At 47.1% G+C, this 19,748-nt stretch carries 17 protein-coding genes; 7 read left to right on the top strand and 10 right to left on the bottom strand.

Annotation, left to right across the window (positions count from 1 at the left end; all coding sequences use genetic code 11):
* Nucleotides 1–185 precede the first annotated feature (185 nt).
* The 5 genes from R4537_RS10930 to R4537_RS10950 all read right to left on the bottom strand — a co-directional run bounded on the left by R4537_RS10930 (nucleotide 186) and on the right by R4537_RS10950 (nucleotide 4,896).
* A complete protein-coding gene (locus R4537_RS10930) occupies nucleotides 186–761 on the bottom strand; it encodes a nucleoside triphosphate pyrophosphohydrolase family protein (protein ID WP_071179491.1) in 576 nt (191 codons plus the stop codon).
* A 178-nt stretch (nucleotides 762–939) separates the two neighbouring features.
* Nucleotides 940–1,290: a DUF2750 domain-containing protein gene (locus R4537_RS10935; protein WP_000041073.1), complete on the bottom strand. Its 351-nt coding sequence runs from the start codon at nucleotides 1,288–1,290 to the stop codon at nucleotides 940–942.
* Between the two features lie 92 nt (nucleotides 1,291–1,382).
* Nucleotides 1,383–2,993 (bottom strand): methyl-accepting chemotaxis protein, encoded by a 1,611-nt coding sequence (locus R4537_RS10940; protein WP_071179492.1) that lies wholly within the window; start codon nucleotides 2,991–2,993, stop codon nucleotides 1,383–1,385.
* A gap of 230 nt (nucleotides 2,994–3,223) precedes the next feature.
* Nucleotides 3,224–3,736 carry a glycine cleavage system transcriptional repressor gene (locus R4537_RS10945; RefSeq protein ID WP_002031924.1) on the bottom strand — a complete coding sequence of 171 codons (513 nt, stop codon included), beginning with the start codon at nucleotides 3,734–3,736 and terminating at the stop codon, nucleotides 3,224–3,226.
* Between the two features lie 260 nt (nucleotides 3,737–3,996).
* Complete coding sequence (locus R4537_RS10950) at nucleotides 3,997–4,896, bottom strand: DUF3943 domain-containing protein (RefSeq protein ID WP_071179493.1); 900 nt, start codon at nucleotides 4,894–4,896, stop codon at nucleotides 3,997–3,999.
* Between the two features lie 172 nt (nucleotides 4,897–5,068).
* On the opposite strand from R4537_RS10950, the gene R4537_RS10955 reads away from it, so the two are divergent.
* Both R4537_RS10955 and R4537_RS10960 read left to right on the top strand, forming a co-directional pair.
* On the top strand, nucleotides 5,069–6,307 hold the full coding sequence (locus R4537_RS10955) for a CinA family nicotinamide mononucleotide deamidase-related protein (RefSeq protein WP_071179494.1): 1,239 nt from the start codon (nucleotides 5,069–5,071) through the stop codon (nucleotides 6,305–6,307).
* Between the two features lie 248 nt (nucleotides 6,308–6,555).
* Nucleotides 6,556–6,810 (top strand): 30S ribosomal protein S6 modification protein, encoded by a 255-nt coding sequence (locus tag R4537_RS10960; RefSeq protein ID WP_071179495.1) that lies wholly within the window; start codon nucleotides 6,556–6,558, stop codon nucleotides 6,808–6,810.
* Between the two features lie 141 nt (nucleotides 6,811–6,951).
* Here R4537_RS10960 and yfaE read toward each other — a convergent pair whose 3' ends face one another.
* The 4 genes from yfaE to ubiG all read right to left on the bottom strand — a co-directional run bounded on the left by yfaE (nucleotide 6,952) and on the right by ubiG (nucleotide 11,931).
* Nucleotides 6,952–7,230: a class I ribonucleotide reductase maintenance protein YfaE gene (gene yfaE / locus R4537_RS10965; RefSeq protein ID WP_071179496.1), complete on the bottom strand. Its 279-nt coding sequence runs from the start codon at nucleotides 7,228–7,230 to the stop codon at nucleotides 6,952–6,954.
* The gene (gene nrdB / locus R4537_RS10970; protein WP_002031934.1) at nucleotides 7,230–8,363 is read right to left on the bottom strand and encodes a class Ia ribonucleoside-diphosphate reductase subunit beta; all 1,134 of its coding nucleotides are present in this window, start codon (nucleotides 8,361–8,363) and stop codon (nucleotides 7,230–7,232) included. Before nrdB ends, yfaE begins: the two co-directional genes overlap by 1 nt.
* 96 nt (nucleotides 8,364–8,459) lie before the next feature.
* On the bottom strand, nucleotides 8,460–10,745 hold the full coding sequence (nrdA, locus tag R4537_RS10975) for a class 1a ribonucleoside-diphosphate reductase subunit alpha (RefSeq protein ID WP_071179497.1): 2,286 nt from the start codon (nucleotides 10,743–10,745) through the stop codon (nucleotides 8,460–8,462).
* Between the two features lie 448 nt (nucleotides 10,746–11,193).
* Nucleotides 11,194–11,931 carry a bifunctional 2-polyprenyl-6-hydroxyphenol methylase/3-demethylubiquinol 3-O-methyltransferase UbiG gene (gene ubiG / locus R4537_RS10980; protein WP_000146463.1) on the bottom strand — a complete coding sequence of 246 codons (738 nt, stop codon included), beginning with the start codon at nucleotides 11,929–11,931 and terminating at the stop codon, nucleotides 11,194–11,196.
* Between the two features lie 351 nt (nucleotides 11,932–12,282).
* On the opposite strand from ubiG, the gene gyrA reads away from it, so the two are divergent.
* Nucleotides 12,283–14,967, top strand: a complete 2,685-nt coding sequence (gyrA, locus tag R4537_RS10985; RefSeq protein ID WP_071179498.1) for a DNA topoisomerase (ATP-hydrolyzing) subunit A — start codon at nucleotides 12,283–12,285, stop codon at nucleotides 14,965–14,967.
* Between the two features lie 221 nt (nucleotides 14,968–15,188).
* Nucleotides 15,189–16,172, top strand: coding sequence for an oxygen-dependent tRNA uridine(34) hydroxylase TrhO (trhO, locus tag R4537_RS10990; RefSeq protein WP_000085170.1), 984 nt, complete (start codon nucleotides 15,189–15,191; stop codon nucleotides 16,170–16,172).
* Between the two features lie 26 nt (nucleotides 16,173–16,198).
* Here the strand turns inward: trhO and R4537_RS10995 are convergent, their stop codons facing one another.
* Complete coding sequence (locus R4537_RS10995; protein ID WP_001959655.1) at nucleotides 16,199–17,098, bottom strand: helix-turn-helix domain-containing protein; 900 nt, start codon at nucleotides 17,096–17,098, stop codon at nucleotides 16,199–16,201.
* Between the two features lie 249 nt (nucleotides 17,099–17,347).
* Here R4537_RS10995 and R4537_RS11000 point away from each other — a divergent pair, with 249 nt between their 5' ends.
* The 3 genes from R4537_RS11000 to R4537_RS11010 all read left to right on the top strand — a co-directional run bounded on the left by R4537_RS11000 (nucleotide 17,348) and on the right by R4537_RS11010 (nucleotide 19,742).
* The gene (locus R4537_RS11000) at nucleotides 17,348–18,562 is read left to right on the top strand and encodes a sugar efflux transporter (protein WP_001959657.1); all 1,215 of its coding nucleotides are present in this window, start codon (nucleotides 17,348–17,350) and stop codon (nucleotides 18,560–18,562) included.
* A 182-nt stretch (nucleotides 18,563–18,744) separates the two neighbouring features.
* Entirely contained in the window at nucleotides 18,745–18,921 is a 177-nt protein-coding gene (locus R4537_RS11005) for a globin family protein (protein ID WP_000370567.1), read from the top strand.
* Between the two features lie 170 nt (nucleotides 18,922–19,091).
* Nucleotides 19,092–19,742, top strand: coding sequence for a GTP cyclohydrolase II (locus tag R4537_RS11010; RefSeq protein WP_001884677.1), 651 nt, complete (start codon nucleotides 19,092–19,094; stop codon nucleotides 19,740–19,742).
* Nucleotides 19,743–19,748: the final 6 nt, after the last annotated feature.

A 19,748-nucleotide genomic window follows, 5' to 3' on the forward strand; every position in this document is an offset into this window, starting at 1 on the left:
TGTTAGGCTCATCACTCTTCGGCAGATCCCTTGGCACTCTCTCCTGAATGGTGCCTTGGTATAAGAGTATTGAGTTTGTGCTGAACTGATTGGCCCCAATCAGACGCAGTATGCCACCTTAGTGACTAAGGTGGCCTTTTTTTATCTGGATACTCGATACCTTGCCAACTTAATGCAGAGGCTGATTACTGAGTGAGTGCTGCGAGATCCGCTGGGCGGTAATAAACCGACTTCAGCACTTTGCCCTGACGCACGGTTTTAGACTCAGAGATAAAATCTTCTGCACATTTGGCAATAATGTACTCACCTTGATGAACCGCCATCAGCTTGACACCTTGTTCAGCATAGAATTTCTCAGTATCTAAATACTCTTGTTCAGTGCGGCACACTTTACTCATATTGGAGCTGTGTACTTCATCCCAGCATGGAAGAAAGTCGATATTTAAGTTGGTCGCGACATGCAAAAGCAGGTCAATCAAATAGCTGATCGCTAGATTGTCTTCTACCTTAGCGTGGCCTAAATGCACCAATCTTCCCATCAACACATAGACGGTATCCACAATCGCATCCGCTTGTTCGGTTTTATTATCGGCTTGGGCAAGCTCAGTCAGCTCTTCAATCGCCAAAGAAGTGTGTAAGGTGTCAGCCTGGGAATTTAAGGTCTGTGGTGCGGCGACAGGCAGATCAAAGGTTTGGCGGAATTCACTGATATCACGGTATAAGTGGTCGAAGATCTCTTGCGTCAGCTTAGTTAATTGCATGCTTGCGTTCCGAATGGGGTTTAACAGGAGGGCAAGTGTAACAAAGCTTGTGCAGCGGGGCTACGTCAGCACACGAATCACAGGATTGAATAACAAAGCGAGCAAAAACAAAAGGCGCAATTATGCGCCTTATCGGTAGGGAGAACCGAAATACCGATTAACCTACATAGGGAATAGGTTATAGGTAGAGTTTGGCCAGTTGTGATGGCTCTAATTCTTTACCTTCGAGGTTGGCATTCCAGTTCGTTCCGACCAGAACACCATCTTCATCAAGAGTGATTAACCAATCTTCTACAAAAACATCCAGCGGGATTTCTACCACCTCAAAGTCAGCCCACTCTTCAACATTATGAATTTGTGCATCTTCTTTGGATGACCAGAAAGGCATTACTTCACTTTCTTCAAATTCAGTCGACTCACAAGAGAGCCAACCTTCTTCGTTGCGTAAACCCCAAACAAGTTGGCTTTCTTGGGTTTCTTGAATAAACAGCGCTAGATTCGCTTCGATATCTGCCGTTAATTTGCTCATTTTATTCTCTCGCAGTAGATAATGCCGTAAGGGTAGCACTTTCATCGAAGAATGCCCATGCCGATCTCTGTCTGCTCATAAAAAGAGTGAGATCACAGTTTAAAGGCCGTCAGTTTTTGGTCGAGTTGCCGTGACAAATCAGCCAGTTTTTCACTCTCTTCTGCTAAATAAGTGGCCGCTTGCGACATTTCCAGCGCCGCATCATTAATGCCACTTACGTTGCGGTTCATCTCTTCGGCAACGGCACTTTGTTCTTCCGCTGCGGTGGCAATCTGAGTGGCTTTGTCGCTGACGTGCTGAATGTGACTCACAATCAGAGATAAGTCGCTGCCCGCATTCTCTGCGGTTGCCACGCTGTTAGCCGCCAATTCTTGGCTTTTTTGCATCGCACTGGCTGTGCTTACCGCCAGTTGTTGCAGACGGTTAATCATGGTTTGGATTTCATCGGTGGAATGATGAGTTCGGCTGGCTAAATTCCGTACCTCATCGGCGACCACAGCAAAGCCGCGACCTTGATCGCCCGCTCGCGCCGCTTCAATCGCCGCATTTAAAGCAAGAAGGTTTGTTTGTTCGGAAATGCCACTGATGACCGAGGTGACTTCGCTAATTTGCATCACCCCTTCTTTGAGCTTATTCACTTGGTCAGTCGCAACGCCCAGTTCAACCGATAAGGCGCGAATGCTGTCTACGCTCGAATGGACGTCCTTATCTCCTAGGTTCGCTTCTTTGCTGGCATCGAGGGTATCGCGCGCGGTGTCTTCTGCATGGCCTGCCACATCGGCCACGGTCGCGGTCATCTGGTTCATCGCAGTAGCAAGCTGGCTTAATTGGTCACGTTGTGAAACCACGGCTTGGCTAGTTTCTTCGGCAGAGGAGGCAATGCGGATTGCCGCTTCCGCGACCGAAGAGGCGGACTGTACGGATTCAACCAAGGCATCATGTACGGAGGCAATACTGTTATTGATGCGCTGGGCAACAATGCCAAGCTCATCTTTCCCCATTACAGGAATCTGAGCGGTGAGATCGCCTTGGGCAACTTTTTTCATCACATCTTTGATGGTATCAAGTGGTTGAATCACCGCGCGGCTGATCACAACACCAAGACCTATCATAACGAGTGTCACTATGAGGGTGGCGAAACCCATTTTGAGGAATTGTTGGTAAACCGCGTGCTCAATATCATCTAAAAGCATGCCTGAGCCTAAAATCCATCCCCAAGGTGCAAAGCCATTAACGAACGAGAGTTTATCGGCTGGGTCACCTTGTTGGTTTTTCCAAGGATAAATCAGAGAGCCTTGCTGGCCATTGCGCGCCAAGTCGATCATGGTGAACCAGAATTTACCTTCCGTATCTTTACCCGGATTCCCCATCTGTTGGCCGACCAAATCCTGACGGATCGGGTGTACAACCGTGTAGCGTGATTCATCAATCACGAACATATAGTTGTTGCCATCAAATCGCAGCGCGTTGATCAGGGCTTTGGCTTGCTCTTGAGCCTGTTCTTTGGGTAGGGCTTGATTGAGATAAGCCACCTGAGAAAGGGTGCTCTGAATCACTGCTTTCAAACGTGCTTCACGCTCAGCAACCAAATTTTCTTTTAGGGCATTGGCAGAGATAAAGAGCAGACTCAAAAAACCAACAATACCAACGATGACAATAGCGGCCAGTTTATAACTGACCTTGATATTCTCTAGCTTCAACATGACGTACCACCTAACTGAGCGCTGTAATGTTTTATGGTCTTATTCGGCTAGGTTATTGTTTGACTGGATAGGCCGATAAGGACTAATAAAAGGATGGTTCACAACGGCCGATTTGCCACTGGCCTCATTTCATTTTGTTAACCAGCTCAACTATTTGATGATAGTTAGTGCAATAACTCAAACGCAAGCAGGGAGGCTAAGCCTCCCTCGTTAGGATGGGATGAAAAGAGTTAAGCTTCGAGTGTCACGCGAGTATCTTCGCTTAGGGCTTCGAGCTCTTTGATGACGTCATCGATTTCAATATTCACAGGTAGATGCATAGCGACATTAGCCGTAAAGAGGCTAGAGCTGATACCGCCACCACCGGCGATAAACACACGTTGGCAGTCCATATCTAAGATGCTAATACCTTGTCCATCGAGCAGATGGGTAATTTCATTAACGATCCCTGCGCGATCATTGGCATCTAGCCTAACTTGATAGACAGTATCGCTCTTATGGACATGCGGATCGGCATCGGTAATTTCGACCAAAAGGCCGGGATAAGATTTGAAGGCGTGCTTTACTGTGCTGGCATTGTCTGCAGGTAATTCAATTTTGATGACAGCAGCAACGCTGTCTTCAATAAAGTTCACTTTACTGATGAGCCACTTACCCCCATTTTCGTGAGTGACGGCTGCCAGTTGCTTAATGGTGGCTGGTGTTGCTTTTCCGACAAAATTCACAATAAATGTGCTGTTCATGTTGGCCTCCTGACAAAGAATTCTTGTTGCTTGCTCTTTGAGTGTAGGAGGTTAACTGAGGTCGGAATTGACAAAAATCAATTTTCGGACAGGGAGTCTCAACAGAAGGACAATAATTCTACTTGCGCCACAGATTTATCCCCTTCTGGCTTTCAACTTTAGGTTGTTTGGCCACCTCACTAGAAGGCTAATCAATAAAAGGGGATGTGATGGGCAAAAACGAGCACAGGCTATGCCTAGGTATAGCCTGCCGCACAGAGTTAGAAGGTGATTTTAAAATTGACGCCGTAGTACTGTGAATCGTATGGAGCACCGGCATCCAGCGCATATTTGGCTGCATCTGGGTTGTTTGACCAAGGGCTGCTTTGGAACGAGACATCCGCAGAGCCTCCCCAAGCACTGCTCACCCAGCCATGAATATGACCGATTGGGTTCAGGAAGAAAAGAGTTACACCACCTACAGTATCGGAGCCCATGACTTCACCCCCATTAGCCACAATATTTTGTTCGGCTTCAAACATCAGTTCACCGACCACAGCACCAAAAAACGGGGTGATGAAAATATCTTGCCATGAAGGGACTTCCGCGAAAGACTCAACCCCGTATTCCCAGAAGAACGTTGACATGGTGGCAGAGTAGAGGAAGGATTCAAATTCATTAAACCCTGCATGACGGGCCGCCGTGTAATAAACCCCACCGAAGTATGGGTGCATAATGTAGTTCAGAACATGTTCGTCACGATCCCAAGTTGGACCTGAGGTAACGTTATCTTTCCACTTTTTGCCAAGGCCGCTTAGTTTGCGATCTTCTGAATCCCACTTTGTGATGGACTCAGGGAGTAACGTCATCAATCCTGCGGTTACAACACTCAGGCCGAGAATAGTATAGGTTTGACCTTTCAGATAATCCCAGTCTCGGGTGTCTTGCACCATTAAATATTTAGGAAGAGGTTCATCGAGTTTGAGTGAAGAAGCATCATTGAGACTCAAAGAAAAAGGGTTACCAACAGAGTCGGTATAATAATTGCTTGAATAGCAGTTGTTCTGCTCACAGCTCAATGGATAGGTAAAATCAGATTTGAAGTTCACATCTTGTTGCTGTGCGTTTGCGCAGGCGGAAAATGTCAACAACATCATTGAGGTGATGTTTTTCTTGAGCACAGATGTCTCCAGTTAGGTGATATATCGATCGGGGTCACAATTATCCATAAAACTCACAAACAAGGAACTGATAATTCGTGCTTGTTTGAAATAGCTTAGTCGATAAAACATTCTTTTCTATTGGCTTATTGTAGGCTGATATGGAAACAGCATTTACATCAGGATGGCAAATATGTTGAAAATAGCAATGCTCAGTACCGGCGAAGAAGTTTTGCACGGTGATATCGTCGATTCTAACGCCGCTTGGCTAGCGCGTGAATTTTATCAGCATGGCTTTTCATTGGCTAAACGCGCCACGGTTGGTGACAGCTTGCCTGCTCTGGTGGAAGAATTAATGATGCTGAGCTTTAACTCGGATGTGGTAATCGTCAATGGTGGTTTAGGCCCGACCAGCGATGATATCACTGCCCAAGCTGCGGCTCAGGCAGCAGAACAACCGCTGGTTTTGAACGCAGATTGGTTGACTCAACTGGAAGCCTTTTTTTCTGGACGCGGTCGAGTGATGCCAGAGAGTAATCGCAAACAGGCTATGCTGCCAGCCAATGCTGAGGTGATTGATAATCCGATTGGCACCGCTTGTGGGTTCAAAATGCAGATCAACGATTGCAGGTTCTACTTTACCCCTGGGGTTCCTAAAGAGTTTTACCAAATGGTCAGTGAACAGATCTTGCCTGATCTGCAGCGGCAATTTCCTTCCGTGTTAGGGCAACAATGTAGCCGCCTATATACCTTTGGCACTTCGGAATCCTCCATCTCCGATAAGCTAGATAAAATGCATTTGCCGGAAGGCTACAGCTTAGGTTATCGCTCTTATCTGCCGTTTATTGAAGTTAAATTGTTTGGCCCCAGCCACGATCAAGAACGTCGCCTCAGCTTACTGAAAATCATTCATGCGCATTTAGAGCAGTATGTGGTAAGCATTGATGAGCCGATGTTGACTTATTTAGGCCATGTGATGGCAGAAAAAGGGCTCTCTTTGGCTTTGGCAGAGCAAGCAACCCAAGGTTGGTTGTCGAGTTGGTTGCTGAGTGATCCCAACCTTGAAGCACTAGCAGGACATTCTTGGATTTTAAGCCATCGTGTATCGTCTGAACTTGCTCACCAAGACCCATTGGCAGCAGCGTTTGCCCTTGCAGGAGCGACAAAAGACAAATGTGGTACTCAAATGGCGCTGGTTACTGGGGCTTTGAAAGAGGATCAAGTTTCGGTTGCGCTCTCAACCCCAAATGGAGAATGGGGGCAAACGGTTAAATTTGTGCGTCGTTTTAGCGCACCAGAGCAAAAAGAGTGGATCGCGACATTAGCTGCGGACATGTTACTGCGCTATCTCACTGGACGTTCTATGTTTGTTGGTTACAGTGCGGTTGAGCGGGTCAAAGAGATGCATTTGCCGAATAGTGTGCTCAATTAGAAATCAAAACCTTACACTAATGTATTGATTTTAAATTGAATTTTTATCGTTATACGTTCGGTGTTAACTGAATGAATCTGCTACTTATTCTGCTTATTGATGGTTTAGCTTTCGTTATGCGTATTTTGTCTAATCAATAAGCGGATGATTTATTTAGAGAGCGTGATTTGTCTCAAAAGAGAGGCTTTAAACCATTGGTTGGATCGGTACACTGACTGCTCCCCGAAAAGTGGCGGCAGGAGGCTGACATGTTTCAACACTCGAAAATCTTGGTTTGGTATAAAATCGCCAGTCAAAAAGTCGTTTTAGGAGAAGCACATAGCGACGGAACTGAGGATGTAGTTTCACTCTGGTTACACGCTCCAACCCAATTTGATAACGTCAGTAACCAAGGCTATTGGTTATCGCTATTTGATGATGGCGGACGCGAAATCGGCAATAAGTGGGTATCAATGAGAACCGCGGATGCGATTTTGTGTGGTGAGAATAGAGCCAGAGCCTAAGCTCTGGCTTGCTCATATCCTGTGAAGCCGCCGTATTACTGGCGGCAACTTTACTTTCAGTGGTTTTGATTTTATGGCGTTTGCTTAACTCAAACGGCTATCGAACGCCATCGACGTATCGAGAACGTCAAACACCGCCTGCTAAGCGCGTTTAGCTTTGAGCTGATAAGTGACTTGTTCTATCTCAAGTGCCGTTTTTGCACGGCAGATACAAGGTAGAATTTCGTTACCTTGTGTATAAGCCATGGCAAAACCAACATACTCGACTTCACCAGAGATGAGCTGGCAACGACAAGCACCACAGTGCCCGTCGCGACAGTTGTATTCTGGCTCTAACCCTGCTTTTTCCATACTTTCAAGCAGAGTATGGCTCGAGTTAGATTCAATGGTCAGCAGCTTGTTGATTTTGATCGCAGCCATTACAGTTCAAAGCCCTCGAAATCATCGGCGCTTACTTCGTTGTCGATTTGACCTACTAAGTAAGAACTGATTTCAGCTTCTTGAGGCGCAACTTGCACGTTATCAGAAGAAAGCCATGCATTGATCCATGGGATCGGGTTATTCGTCGCGGCTGGATATGCCGGTTCTAAACCGACGGCTTGCATACGGATATTGGTAATGTACTCAACGTACTGACACAGAATATCTTTGTTAAGACCGATCATCGAACCATCTTTAAACAAGTATTCTGCCCACTCTTTCTCTTGTTCTGCGGCTTCTTTGAACAAGTCGAAGCTTTCTTGCTTACACTCTTCTGCTACTTGCAGGAAGGCAAAATCATCCATGCCATTGCGCAGTATATTCAACATGTGCTGAGTACCCGTCAGGTGCAAAGCTTCATCACGCGCAATCAGTTTGATGATTTTCGCATTACCTTCCATCAGTTCACGTTCTGCAAACGCGAAAGAGCAGGCAAAGCTCACGTAGAAGCGAATAGCTTCAAGCGCATTCACCGACATCAAGCAGAGATAGAGCTTCTTCTTCAACTCTTTCAGCGATACCGTGATGGTTTCACCGTTGATCTCGTGTTTGCCTTCACCATAGCGGTGATAGTCATTCGTCAGTTCAATCAAATCATCGTAGTAGTGTGCAATGTCTTTGGCACGCTTGATGATGTGTTCGTTTTCGACGATATCGTCAAACACCACTGCAGGATCATTCACGATATTACGAATGATGTGAGTGTAAGAGCGCGAGTGAATGGTTTCAGAGAAAGACCATGTCTCAATCCAAGTTTCGAGTTCTGGCAATGAAACCAGTGGCAGCAGTGCGACGTTCGGGCTGCGGCCTTGGATAGAGTCGAGCAGAGTTTGGTATTTCAGGTTGGAAATGAAAATATGTTTTTCATGATCAGGCAATTTGCCGTAATCAATCCGATCGCTTGATACATCGACTTCTTCTGGACGCCAGAAGAAGGAAAGCTGCTTTTCAATCAGCTTCTCGAAGATCTCGTATTTCTGCTGGTCATAACGTGCGACGTTAACCGGTTGACCAAGGAACATCGGTTCTTTTAGTTGGTCATTCTTTTTTTGGGTAAAAGTACTGTAAGCCATTGTTGCCTTCATCCGTTTGGCCTCTCGCCTAAGCAAGAGGCATGCAAATCAAAGAGTTAAACTATTTCTCGTGCATTGTGCTTTAGAAGCTGGAGTTTAGATCTTACAAGCGCCGCTGGCACAATCGTCTTCCTGCACTTTCACTGCAGCATCGGTCTGCTCGTCTTTCGCACCATCACGAGTGTTATGGTAGTACAGGGTTTTCACACCAAACTTATACGCAGTTAGCAGATCTTGGAGCAGTTTTTTCATCGGTACTTTGCCCGAATCGAAATTGCTTGGATCGTAGTTGGTATTGGCAGAGATCGCTTGGTCGACGAATTTCTGCATGATACCCACTAAGTGCAAATAGCCATCGTTTGACCCGATGTTCCATAGCAGTTCATAGTTCTCTTTCAAGCGAGTAAATTCGGGAACCACTTGCTTCAAGATGCCATCTTTTGATGCTTTAACTGAAACATAACCACGTGGTGGTTCAATGCCATTAGTCGCGTTAGAGATTTGCGATGACGTCTCAGAAGGCATCAGTGCCGTCAGCGTCGAGTTACGCAGACCGTGTTCCATGATCTCGTGACGCAGCTTGTCCCAGTCGTAATGCAGAGGCTCTGCACACACCAGATCGATCTCTTTCTTATAAGTATCGATTGGCATTAAGCCTTTCGCGTAGTTGGTTTCATGGAACAGTGGACAGCGACCTTGTTCTTTCGCCAGCTTCATGGAAGCGCGCAGCAAGTGATACTGCATGGCTTCAAAGGTGCGGTGGGTCAAACCATTTGCGCTACCATCTGAGTATTTCACGCCATTTTTCGCCAAGTAGTAAGCGTAGTTGATTACGCCCACACCCAGAGTACGGCGGTTCATTGAAGAACGGTACGCCGCTGGCAGTGGGTAATCTTGGTAATCGAGCAATGCATCCAGAGCGCGTACCACAAGGTCAGACAACTCTTCGAAATCGTCTAGTGACTCAATTGCGCCTAAGTTAAATGCAGAGAGAGTACATAGGGCTATTTCACCGCTTTCATCTTCTACGTTAGTCAGTGGCGAAGTCGGCAGTGCGATTTCCAGACACAGGTTTGATTGACGCACAGGCGCAACCGCCGCATCAAATGGGCTGTGCGTGTTACAGTGGTCAACGTTTTGGATGTAGATACGGCCTGTTGAAGCACGCTCTTGCATCAGCAGAGTAAAGATTTCCAGCGCTTTAACGGTTTTCTTCTTAATAGAAGGATCGTTTTCGTACTTCACGTACAGGCGTTCGAATTCATCCTGATCTTGGAAGAAAGCGTCGTACAGTCCTGGCACATCAGAAGGAGAGAATAGGGTAATGTTACCGCCTTCAACCAGACGCTTGTACATCAGTTTGTTGAGCTGAACACCGTAATCCATATGACGAACACGGTTCTCTTCTACACCACGGTTGTTCTTCAGAACCAGCAGAGATTCCGCTTCACCATGCCACAGAGGGTAGAACACGGTTGCGGCACCACCACGCACGCCGCCTTGTGAGCAGCATTTCACCGCGGTTTGGAAGTATTTGTAGAAGGGGATACAGCCAGTGTGGAACGCTTCGCCCCCCCGGATTTCCGAACCCAGCGCACGAATACGGCCTGCGTTGATACCAATACCGGCACGTTGAGAAACGTAGCGAACAATCGAGCTTGCCGTTGCATTGATAGAATCAAGGCTGTCACCACATTCAATCAGTACGCAAGAGCTGAACTGACGAGTAGGAGTACGTACACCCGACATAATCGGTGTGGGCAGCGAGATCTTGAAGGTCGACGTCGCATCGTAGAAACGCTTGATGTAATCAAGGCGTGTCTCTTTTGGATACTTAGCAAACAGGCAAGCCGCAACTAGAATATAGAGGAACTGTGCACTTTCGTAGATTTGGCCGGTAACACGGTTTTGTACGAAATATTTGCCTTCAAGCTGTTTCACCGCAGCGTAAGAGAAATCAAGGTCACGACGATGGTCAATGAAGCTATCCATCAGCTCCAGCTCTTCACGGGTATAGTCTTCGAGCAAATGCTTGTCGTATTTACCTTTCTCAACCATCTTGGTGACATGAGCGAGCAGTGTGGGTGGCTCGTATTGACCGTAGGCCTTTTTGCGCAGGTGGAAAACCGCAAGACGCGCAGCAAGGTATTGGTAGTCGGGGGTCTCTTCTGAGATCAGATCCGCGGCTGACTTAATGATGGTTTCATGAATGTCTGAAGTCGTAATGCCGTCATAGAACTGAATGTGAGCGCGCAGTTCTACTTGTGAGACAGATACGTTTTGCAGACCTTCGGCAGCCCAAGTGATCACTCGGTGGATCTTATCCAGATCAATGTTTTCTTTGCGGCCATCACGCTTGGTGACAGTAAGTTGTTGGTTCATTCTGCTTCATTTCCCTAACAAAACTGATAAAAGCCGTGTTTTTGTCTAAATCTTGTAAATTGAATCGAGGCTTTTGTGATTGAGCTCGTCCTACATATAGTGTCACAAACACTATATGTAGGGGTGCTTCAGTGTTCGGGTTACAAGATAGTGCTATAGCATCGGTATTGCAAGTTACAGCTTTGGGACATTTTGTGGATAACTAGCAAAATTAAAAAAATCAGTTAGTACCTACTTACTGATGATCTAAGAGCAGAATTGATTGTAAAAAATCGCCGTTTGCACATCGCTTTATTCGTAACCACAAACGAAAAAAAATTTCTTGATCTTTAAGGAAAAATTCACCCTAAAAATGGATCGTTTAAAATGGAATCAAACGCACGAAAAATAGGCTAAAAAAGCGCGGTAACTTGTGCTACCGCATCGATTTTTTAGCGTGGAGTATGCGCTAAAAAAGGCGAGTATGGACGATGTAATTCACATCGACATTCGACCCTAAACGATAGGTATCGGTAAACGGATTGTAGTGTAAACCTGTGATGCCTTGTTCTTGCAGCGCAGTATGATCAACCATCTTCAAAAGTTCAGAAGGGCGAATGAATTTGTTGTGGTCATGCGTGCCTTCTGGAACGATTTTCAGCAGCTTCTCAGCCCCCACAATCGCAAATAGATAGGATTTGACGTTGCGATTCAGGGTCGAGAAAAACACATGGCCGCCGGGCTTAACCAGTTTGGCGCAAGACTGGATGACGGAAAGTGGGTCAGGAACGTGCTCCAGCATCTCCATGCAAGTCACTACATCATAGGTGTGCGGGTTGGCCTCAGCATGTGCTTCCACCGTGCTTTGGATGTAGGTGAGTTTGGTACCCGTCTCAAGGGCATGTAAACGCGCCACTTCTAACGGCTCTTTCCCCATATCAAGACCAGTCACTTGTGCGCCTTCGCGCGCCATGCTTTCGGCTAAAATGCCGCCACCACAGCCGACATCCAAAACCCTCTTCCCAAACAGGCCATTGGCTTTTTCTAGCACATAGTTCAAACGTAGAGGGTTGATCTGGTGTAAAGGCTTAAATTCGCCTTCCAGATCCCACCAACGGGAAGCCATATCCTCAAATTTTTTGATTTCATTAGGATCGACGTTCTGTGTTGCTGTCAGTGGTGTCGAAGCCAAGTCTATTGAAGCCATCTTGTATCGCCTGTGTTACGCATCCGTGAAGAGTGGGCATTATAGCGCGCTGAGTAAATCGCACCAGTTGAGATGCCAGATTTGGCGATGAGCGTTTAAAAAACAGCCATCTAACTTTGCCAAGTGCAAGGAATGTGTAAATTCTCGGCATTTAAGACGCAACCAAGGTCACAACCTGATAAAAGGTCAGGGAAAGTAATGCCGAAGCGTGGAAACATGTGTTATATTTTTTCACCTTATAAGTATCAAGAATATCCAGTTCTCGACTGACTTGGCGCTCAATCTTGTAGTGAGCTTCGTTTCAGTAAGAATTTGGGTATACCGATCAAACTATAGAGGGATAATGGCTCTATGAGCGATCTAGCTAAAGAGATCACGCCCGTAAACATCGAAGACGAGCTACGCAGTTCGTATTTGGACTACGCGATGTCGGTTATCGTGGGTCGTGCTCTTCCTGATGTGCGTGATGGCCTTAAACCAGTACACCGACGCGTACTGTTCGCGATGAATGTGCTGGGCAACGACTGGAACAAAGCCTATAAAAAATCTGCCCGTGTGGTAGGTGACGTAATCGGTAAATATCACCCTCATGGTGACAGTGCGGTTTACGACACCATCGTGCGTATGGCGCAGCCTTTCTCACTTCGTTACATGTTGGTCGATGGCCAAGGTAACTTTGGCTCGATCGACGGCGACTCCGCGGCGGCAATGCGTTATACCGAAGTTCGTATGTCGAAAATCGCGCACGAACTCTTGGCAGACCTAGACAAAGAAACCGTTGACTACGTTCCGAACTATGACGGCACCGAGCAAATTCCTGCGGTATTGCCGACCAAGATCCCGAACCTGCTGATCAACGGCGCATCTGGTATTGCGGTGGGTATGGCAACCAACATTCCTCCGCACAACTTAGGTGAAGTGATCGATGGCTGTTTAGCCTACATCAACAATGAATCGATCACCATTGATGAGTTGATGGACTACATTCCTGGTCCAGATTTCCCAACCGCAGCGCTGATCAGTGGCCGTAAAGGCATCATTGACGCGTACAAAACCGGCCGCGGCAAGGTTTACATGCGCTCGAAAGCGGAAATCGAAACCGATAAGAACGGCAAAGAAACCATCATCGTCAGCGAAATCCCTTATCAAGTGAACAAAGCGCGCTTGATCGAAAAAATCGCTGAGTTGGTGAAAGAGAAAAAAGTCGAAGGGATCAGTGCACTGCGTGACGAGTCTGATAAAGACGGTATGCGCATTGTGATTGAGTGTAAGCGTGATGCGGTTGGTGAAGTAGTTCTGAACAACCTGTATGCCAACACTCAGCTGCAAACCACCTTCGGTATCAACATGGTGGCACTCGATAACGGTCAGCCTAAGCTGTTTAACCTGAAAGAGATGCTGAAGTGTTTCGTCGACCACCGCCGCGAAGTGGTGACTCGTCGTACTATTTTTGAACTGCGTAAAGCGCGTGAACGTGCCCACATCCTTGAAGGTTTGGCACTGGCTCTGGCTAACATTGATGAAATCATTGAACTGATCCGCCGTGCCGCCACGCCTGCAGAAGCAAAAGAAGGCTTAATTGCCCGTGGTTGGGATCTTGGCAACGTTGCGGCAATGCTTGAGCGTGCAGGTACGGATGCTGCGCGTCCTGAGTGGCTTGAGCCACAATACGGCATCCGCGATGGCAAGTACTTCCTGACTGAGCAACAAGCGCAAGCGATTCTGGATCTGCGTCTGCATAAGCTGACTGGTCTAGAGCACGAGAAGATCCTCGATGAGTACAAACAGCTTCTCGAAGAAATTGCGGCATTGATGCACATTCTGGCGAGCACAGAGCGCTTGATGGAAGTGATCCGTGAAGAGCTTGAAGCGATTCGCGCTGGCTTTAGTGATGCGCGCCGCACTGAAATCACGGCGGCAACGCACGACATCGACATGGAAGAGCTGATCGCCCGTGAAGATGTGGTTGTGACTCTGTCACACGAAGGTTATGTGAAGTATCAATTACTGAGCGACTACGAAGCACAGCGTCGTGGTGGTAAAGGTAAGAGTGCAACCAAGATGAAAGAAGAGGACTACATTGAGCGTCTTCTGGTTGCCAATACCCACGATAACATTCTGCTGTTCTCGACTCGCGGCAAAACTTACCGTATGAAGGTATACCAACTGCCGCTCGCCAGCCGTGCAGCACGTGGTAAGCCAATCGTGAACCTGCTTCCTCTGGAAGAAAACGAGCGTATTACTGCGATTCTGCCAGTCACTGAGTTTAGTGAAGATAAATTCATCTTCATGGCAACCGGTGACGGTACTGTGAAGAAAACTTCACTGGATCAGTTTGCCAACGTGCGTGCGAATGGTTTGATTGCGCTCAACCTGCGTGACGAAGACTCGCTGATTGGTGTGGATATCACCGATGGCGAAAGCGAAATTATGCTGTTCTCTAAATTCGGTAAAGTGGTTCGCTTTAAAGAGTCCGAAGAAACCGCGGTTGTAGATGAAAATGGTCAACCTGTGCTGGATGAAAATGGCCAGCCAGAGATCAAGTTCAAAGGCGTAAGGCCAATGGGTCGTACCGCGGCGGGTGTTCGCGGGATGAAACTGGCTGAAGGCGACCAAGTGGTATCGCTCATCGTACCGAAGACCGAAGGTGACGTGCTCACCGTAACGGAAAATGGCTACGGCAAGCGTACCAACCTGTCTGAATACCCCACCAAAGGTCGTGGTACTCAGGGTGTGGTTTCGATCAAAGTCTCTGAGCGTAACGGCAGCGTAGTGGGTGCAGTACAAGTAGCCGAGGGTGATGAGTTCATGATGATCACCAATGCTGGCACACTGGTACGTACTCGCGTGGCGGAAGTGAGCCAAGTAGGCCGTAATACTCAAGGCGTGACCCTGATCCGTACTTCGGAAGGTGAAAGTGTGGTAGGTCTGCAGCGTATCGATGAAATCGAAGAGTCGGAATTGCCAGAAGGTGAGGAAGCACTCGTTGAGAACGATGCACCTGTTGCACAAGATGATGATGGTGAACAAGAATAATCTGCTCTGTCATACCCCTGCCTAATCACCCTTGGGTAGGGAAATTCATAAAGTGCCTAATCAAAGCCGGACAATCGTCCGGCTTTTTTGATCCTGCCTATATGCCAGCACCATAAAACCCATCATTCGCTATACCCCCAAAAACACTCCGTATTTGTCATCGGTTTGCTTGGGTATAATGCCCGCCCAATTTATAGGTGTTGTAATTGAAAGGTCATACCATGAGTCAATATGTTGTCTGTGCGCTCTACAAATTTGTTGAGCTCAATCATTACCAAGAGCTAAGAGCGCCGCTGCTGGCACTGATGGAAGAGAACCACATTCGCGGCACATTATTGCTGGCGCAAGAAGGCATTAACGGTACGGTCGCTTCTTCTCGCCAAGGGATTGATGCGCTGCTGGCGTGGCTAGAAAACGAACCGAGTTTAAAAGGCACTGTGTATAAAGAGTCTTCTGCCTCTGAGCCACCGTTTAACCGCACTAAGGTCAAACTCAAAAAAGAGATCGTGACCATGGGGGTAGAAGGTATCGATCCCCGTCATGTAGTGGGCACTTATGTGAAGCCGCAAGATTGGAACGCGCTGATTTCCGATCCTGAAGTCTTGGTGGTGGATACCCGAAACGACTACGAAGTACAGCTTGGCACCTTTAAAAACGCGCTCAACCCAAAAACGGAGACGTTCCGCGAGTTTCCACACTATGTACAGGAAAACCTTGATCCGCAAAAGCACAAGAAAGTCGCCATGTTCTGTACTGGCGGGATCCGCTGTGAAAAATCCACCGCATATTTGAAAGAGCAAGGCTTTGAAGAGGTGTATCACCTTGAAGGCGGCATCTTGAAATATCTTGAAGAGGTGCCTCAAGAGCAAAGCTTGTGGGAAGGGGATTGCTATGTGTTTGATGGGCGCGTTGCGGTAGGGCATGGCCTTGCCGAAAGTGATTATCAAATTTGTAATGCTTGCCGTTTGCCTATCACAGAGGAAGATAAGCAGAGCGAACAGTATGAACAAGGGGTCAGCTGTCCGCGCTGTTTTGGTACTCATTCCGAAGAGCAGCTAGAGCGTTTCCGTGAACGTGAAAAGCAAGTTCAATTGGCGAAACTGCGTGGTGAAAGCCATATCGGTGAAGAGAGTGCGGCACTGATTGAAAAACGCCGCGCAGAAAAGTTGGCGCGCAAAGCGGCGCAGCGCGGCCAGAAAGGCTAACGAGTCGTGAGTGGGTGGCCGTTTTGCTACCCACTCACTGCTTGAAATCGCTGGCGAAACTCTCTCGGAGTCATGGTTTTGAGGGTTTTAAATTGGCGGTTAAAGTTCGACAAATTGCCAAACCCAGTTCGCTCGGCAATTAACGCAATCGGCAGCGCAGAACTGGCTAAAAGCTCACACGCTTTACCAATTCGAAACTGTTTTAAATGCTCAGAAAAACTCATCCCATAGTGCTTTTCAAATAAGCGATACGCCGAGCTTTCGCTCAAATGTAACTGATGACATAAGTCGGTAATTTTTATTGCTTGTGCGTAGTGCTGCTCCACATATTGTTTGGCCAGTTGAATTTTCTTATGCGTGTCACTGTTGCTGGTGAGTGCCGTCATCACATAGGGTGCGACAGATAGACGCTGTGCCTGCGCATCGTCCGCCATCACAAGCAAGGACTCAATCACGCGCAGAGATTGGTAACTGTGAGGCTGTTGATCGACATTGGCTAGGAGTTCGGCGACGCGCGTAGCGGTTTGCTCACTGAGACGCACGCCATAGGTGGCATGTTGCTGCAAGCGTTGCAAAGCTTGAGCTTGAGGCAATACGCTCTGTAGCTTGTCTAGCCACTCTTGTTTGAACCAGATAATCGTTGAGTGCAGAGTTTGGGCTTTATTGATCAGCTGTCTACCCGCAATCATATGTGGCAAACCGGGGCCGTAAAGTAAAAGTGTGTTGTGCTCAACCGCGCCAATCGCATCCCCTGCAAAATAGTTACCGACAAAACGCTGATCAGGGTTCTGGTAGAGCACTAATTCATATTCGGTGTGGTAGTGCCAAGGACAGGAAAATTCTTGAGTTTGGCTTTTGCTGCGAAATTCACGCAGCACCCAATCCTGACTGATACCGCTCATCACATTTTCAATTAAAGGTCGCATAACGATTTACGTGGGTTTTCTTGCGCTCAACGCATGGAGATAGACTAGAGGAATGGCTTGTTTTCTGTCAAATCATCAAGTGATTTTGCCTGAATAGTATTAGAACTGGCTTGAATAACATCAATAACTCATGCCCAGATTCAGTACACTAGCCGCCATAATCACCCTGCTGCTCTAAGTCGTTTAGGGATAAAGTGACGCTGCCAAGTAGGAAGGGGATTCCATCGAATATTGCTATGAGGTTACTGCATGTATCGAGATAAAACCGCCTTACTGTTTATTATGTCGACACTGGTTACGGGTCTATGCGGAGCGTTTTTCTATCCACTCTCCAGTCTGTTTATTGTTGAGGCGCTCGATGCTTCACCGATGCAACTGAGCCTGTACATGGTGCTGGCAGTCGTCAGCTCAGTTATTGTCTCACAGTGGCTTGCGCGCCAGTCAGATCGACATTGGCAGCGTAAAACCATCTTATTGGTTTCGTTAATCTGTTATCTCATCACTGTGGTCAGCTTTATGTTTATTCGCAGCTACAGTCTCGCCATCATAGTGGTGGTACTGTTTGCTAGCGTGAGTGGCGCGTCATTTGGTCAGCTTTTTGCTCTTGGCCGCGAATACGCCGATCAGCATTTAACCGATAAAACGACCTTCCTCTCTACCATGCGTGCCGGAATTGCGATTGCTTGGGTATTCGGCCCTCCGGCGGCGTTTATGCTCAAAGCAAGTTTTGGCTTTAATGCCGCCTTTGCGGTGTCTGCTCTGATAGTATTTTTAGGCATAGTGCTGATTGCTCGCTTCTTGCCAGCAGGGGTGAAAACCGCCGCAGCCGTTGGAACCACGCCAGTCGAGCTTGGACAATATTCACCCCGTAAGCGTGCTTTGATCGTACTGTACTGCGTGACCTTGGTATGTACTTTTGGCTCAAACAATCTTTATATCACCAGTATGCCGCTCTATTTATCACGTGAGTTGATGGTGCCTGAACATTGGCTAGGGTTGCTGTTTGGCACGGCCGCATTGTGTGAAATTCCGGTCATGTTAATGGCGGGAAAACTTGCCGAGCGATGGGGAACAAATAAATTGCTGATGCTTGGGATCACCAGCGGCATCTTGTTTTACGGTGTGATGCTGACCCACACTGGGTTTGTTGCCATGATGGCCGCGCAAGTGCTCAATGGTTTTTTTATCGGCGTGTGCGCGACGCTAGGCATGGTGGTGCTGCAGGACATGATGCAAGACCGATTGGGCACGGCTTCCACCTTATTTTCGAGCATGCTCAGTATCAGTACTTTGGTGGCGAGCTTATCGGTTGGCGTAGTCGGTGAGTTTTATAACTATTTCAGTACCTTGTATGTTTCTTTAACTGGTGCTTTCAGTGCTTTACTGCTGTTGGCGTTGTTTAGTCAACTACAGCGCAAAGCAATACCAACCGAAGCGGTGCAAAGTGGAGTCTCGGTCCATTAAGGGCAAAGAAAAATGCGTTGCGTTGGGATCGCTTGAGGTGTTCGTCAAGGTACTCGCTGCGTAATTATTCTCTAAACTGTAAAAATTATGTGACCATACTTCCATATCTTATTGCGTGATAAGAAATAATTATGAAAGAAGGTATTATTTATAAGAAATGGATGAAATTGTGGAGAGAGTAGGTGGACAATTCGGTTGTTACCCAGCTGAAGAAAGAGTTCTACGCGCAGTTGAGCGCGTTGCAAGCTCATTCAGCGCCACAATCAAAACCGACACTCTCGGTATTAACCGATGAAGAGTTACGTCAATTAGAGCAAATCTGGATTGAGTTGAGCGTCTGGAAGAAGTCGCAAAACTAATTATTTTTATCCCTATTTTGATGCTTGAATGAACCCAACCCACTCCGGTTGGGTTTTTTGTTGCTCAAAAAGGCATTTGTTATAACATAACAATTTAAGCCTTCGAGTGATCTTTTCTTTGAAAAAAGGGGTATCAGCCCTCATAGTTAGGTCACTAGTAGAGACAAGTTATGCAAATGTTGAGAAACGTGCATCCCGTTACAGAAATTCAAGTGAGTGCAAACATGGCGGAAGTAAGAGCCAGAGTCGATTTTAAAGTCGGTGCGAAAAGCAATATTGACGCAGAAATCCTGTCATTTCATGGACTGCAATCAGACAAAGAACACGTTGCAGTGATTTTCAAATCAGCGGATACCACCCAAGAAGCCCCGCTTGTGCGTATGCACTCGGAGTGTTTAACGGGCGATGTTTTCCATTCGTCTCGTTGCGACTGTGGTGAACAGCTAGAAGAAACCATTACTCGCATGGGACAGTCAGGCGGCATCATTCTGTATTTACGTCAAGAAGGGCGGGGTATTGGTCTGTACAATAAGATTGATGCGTATCGCTTGCAAAGTCAGGGCATGAATACTTATGAAGCCAATAATCACCTCGGTTTTGGGGATGATCTGCGTGACTTTACGGAAGCCGCGCAAATGCTACAAGCCTTGGGGGTGAAGAAGATACGTTTGGTGACGAACAATCCGAAAAAGATCCGTGAGTTAAAAGAACATGGCATTGAGATTGTCGAGGTAGTTCATACCTCGGCACACATCAAAGACGGTAATGAAAATTACCTGAAAGCCAAAGTTTCTCACGGTAAGCATCAACTCAAACTGTAACCTTCA

It is taken from the genome of Vibrio paracholerae (genome assembly GCF_037672085.1).
Taxonomy (GTDB): Bacteria; Pseudomonadota; Gammaproteobacteria; order Enterobacterales; family Vibrionaceae; genus Vibrio; species Vibrio cholerae.

Excerpts from the sequence above, each read along its gene's own strand:
- trhO (WP_000085170.1), top strand. The coding sequence starts at position 15,189 with ATGAGTCAATATGTTGTCTGTGCGCTCTACAAATTTGTTGAGCTCAAT.
- R4537_RS10960 (WP_071179495.1), top strand. The coding sequence starts at position 6,556 with ATGTTTCAACACTCGAAAATCTTGGTTTGGTATAAAATCGCCAGTCAA.
- gyrA (WP_071179498.1), top strand. The coding sequence starts at position 12,283 with ATGAGCGATCTAGCTAAAGAGATCACGCCCGTAAACATCGAAGACGAG.
- yfaE (WP_071179496.1), bottom strand. The coding sequence starts at position 7,230 with ATGGCTGCGATCAAAATCAACAAGCTGCTGACCATTGAATCTAACTCG.
- R4537_RS11010 (WP_001884677.1), top strand. The coding sequence starts at position 19,092 with ATGCAAATGTTGAGAAACGTGCATCCCGTTACAGAAATTCAAGTGAGT.
- nrdB (WP_002031934.1), bottom strand. The coding sequence starts at position 8,363 with ATGGCTTACAGTACTTTTACCCAAAAAAAGAATGACCAACTAAAAGAA.
- R4537_RS10945 (WP_002031924.1), bottom strand. The coding sequence starts at position 3,736 with ATGAACAGCACATTTATTGTGAATTTTGTCGGAAAAGCAACACCAGCC.
- R4537_RS10935 (WP_000041073.1), bottom strand. The coding sequence starts at position 1,290 with ATGAGCAAATTAACGGCAGATATCGAAGCGAATCTAGCGCTGTTTATT.
- ubiG (WP_000146463.1), bottom strand. The coding sequence starts at position 11,931 with ATGGCTTCAATAGACTTGGCTTCGACACCACTGACAGCAACACAGAAC.
- R4537_RS10995 (WP_001959655.1), bottom strand. The coding sequence starts at position 17,098 with ATGCGACCTTTAATTGAAAATGTGATGAGCGGTATCAGTCAGGATTGG.
- R4537_RS11000 (WP_001959657.1), top strand. The coding sequence starts at position 17,348 with ATGTATCGAGATAAAACCGCCTTACTGTTTATTATGTCGACACTGGTT.
- R4537_RS10930 (WP_071179491.1), bottom strand. The coding sequence starts at position 761 with ATGCAATTAACTAAGCTGACGCAAGAGATCTTCGACCACTTATACCGT.
- nrdA (WP_071179497.1), bottom strand. The coding sequence starts at position 10,745 with ATGAACCAACAACTTACTGTCACCAAGCGTGATGGCCGCAAAGAAAAC.
- R4537_RS10940 (WP_071179492.1), bottom strand. The coding sequence starts at position 2,993 with ATGTTGAAGCTAGAGAATATCAAGGTCAGTTATAAACTGGCCGCTATT.
- R4537_RS10955 (WP_071179494.1), top strand. The coding sequence starts at position 5,069 with ATGTTGAAAATAGCAATGCTCAGTACCGGCGAAGAAGTTTTGCACGGT.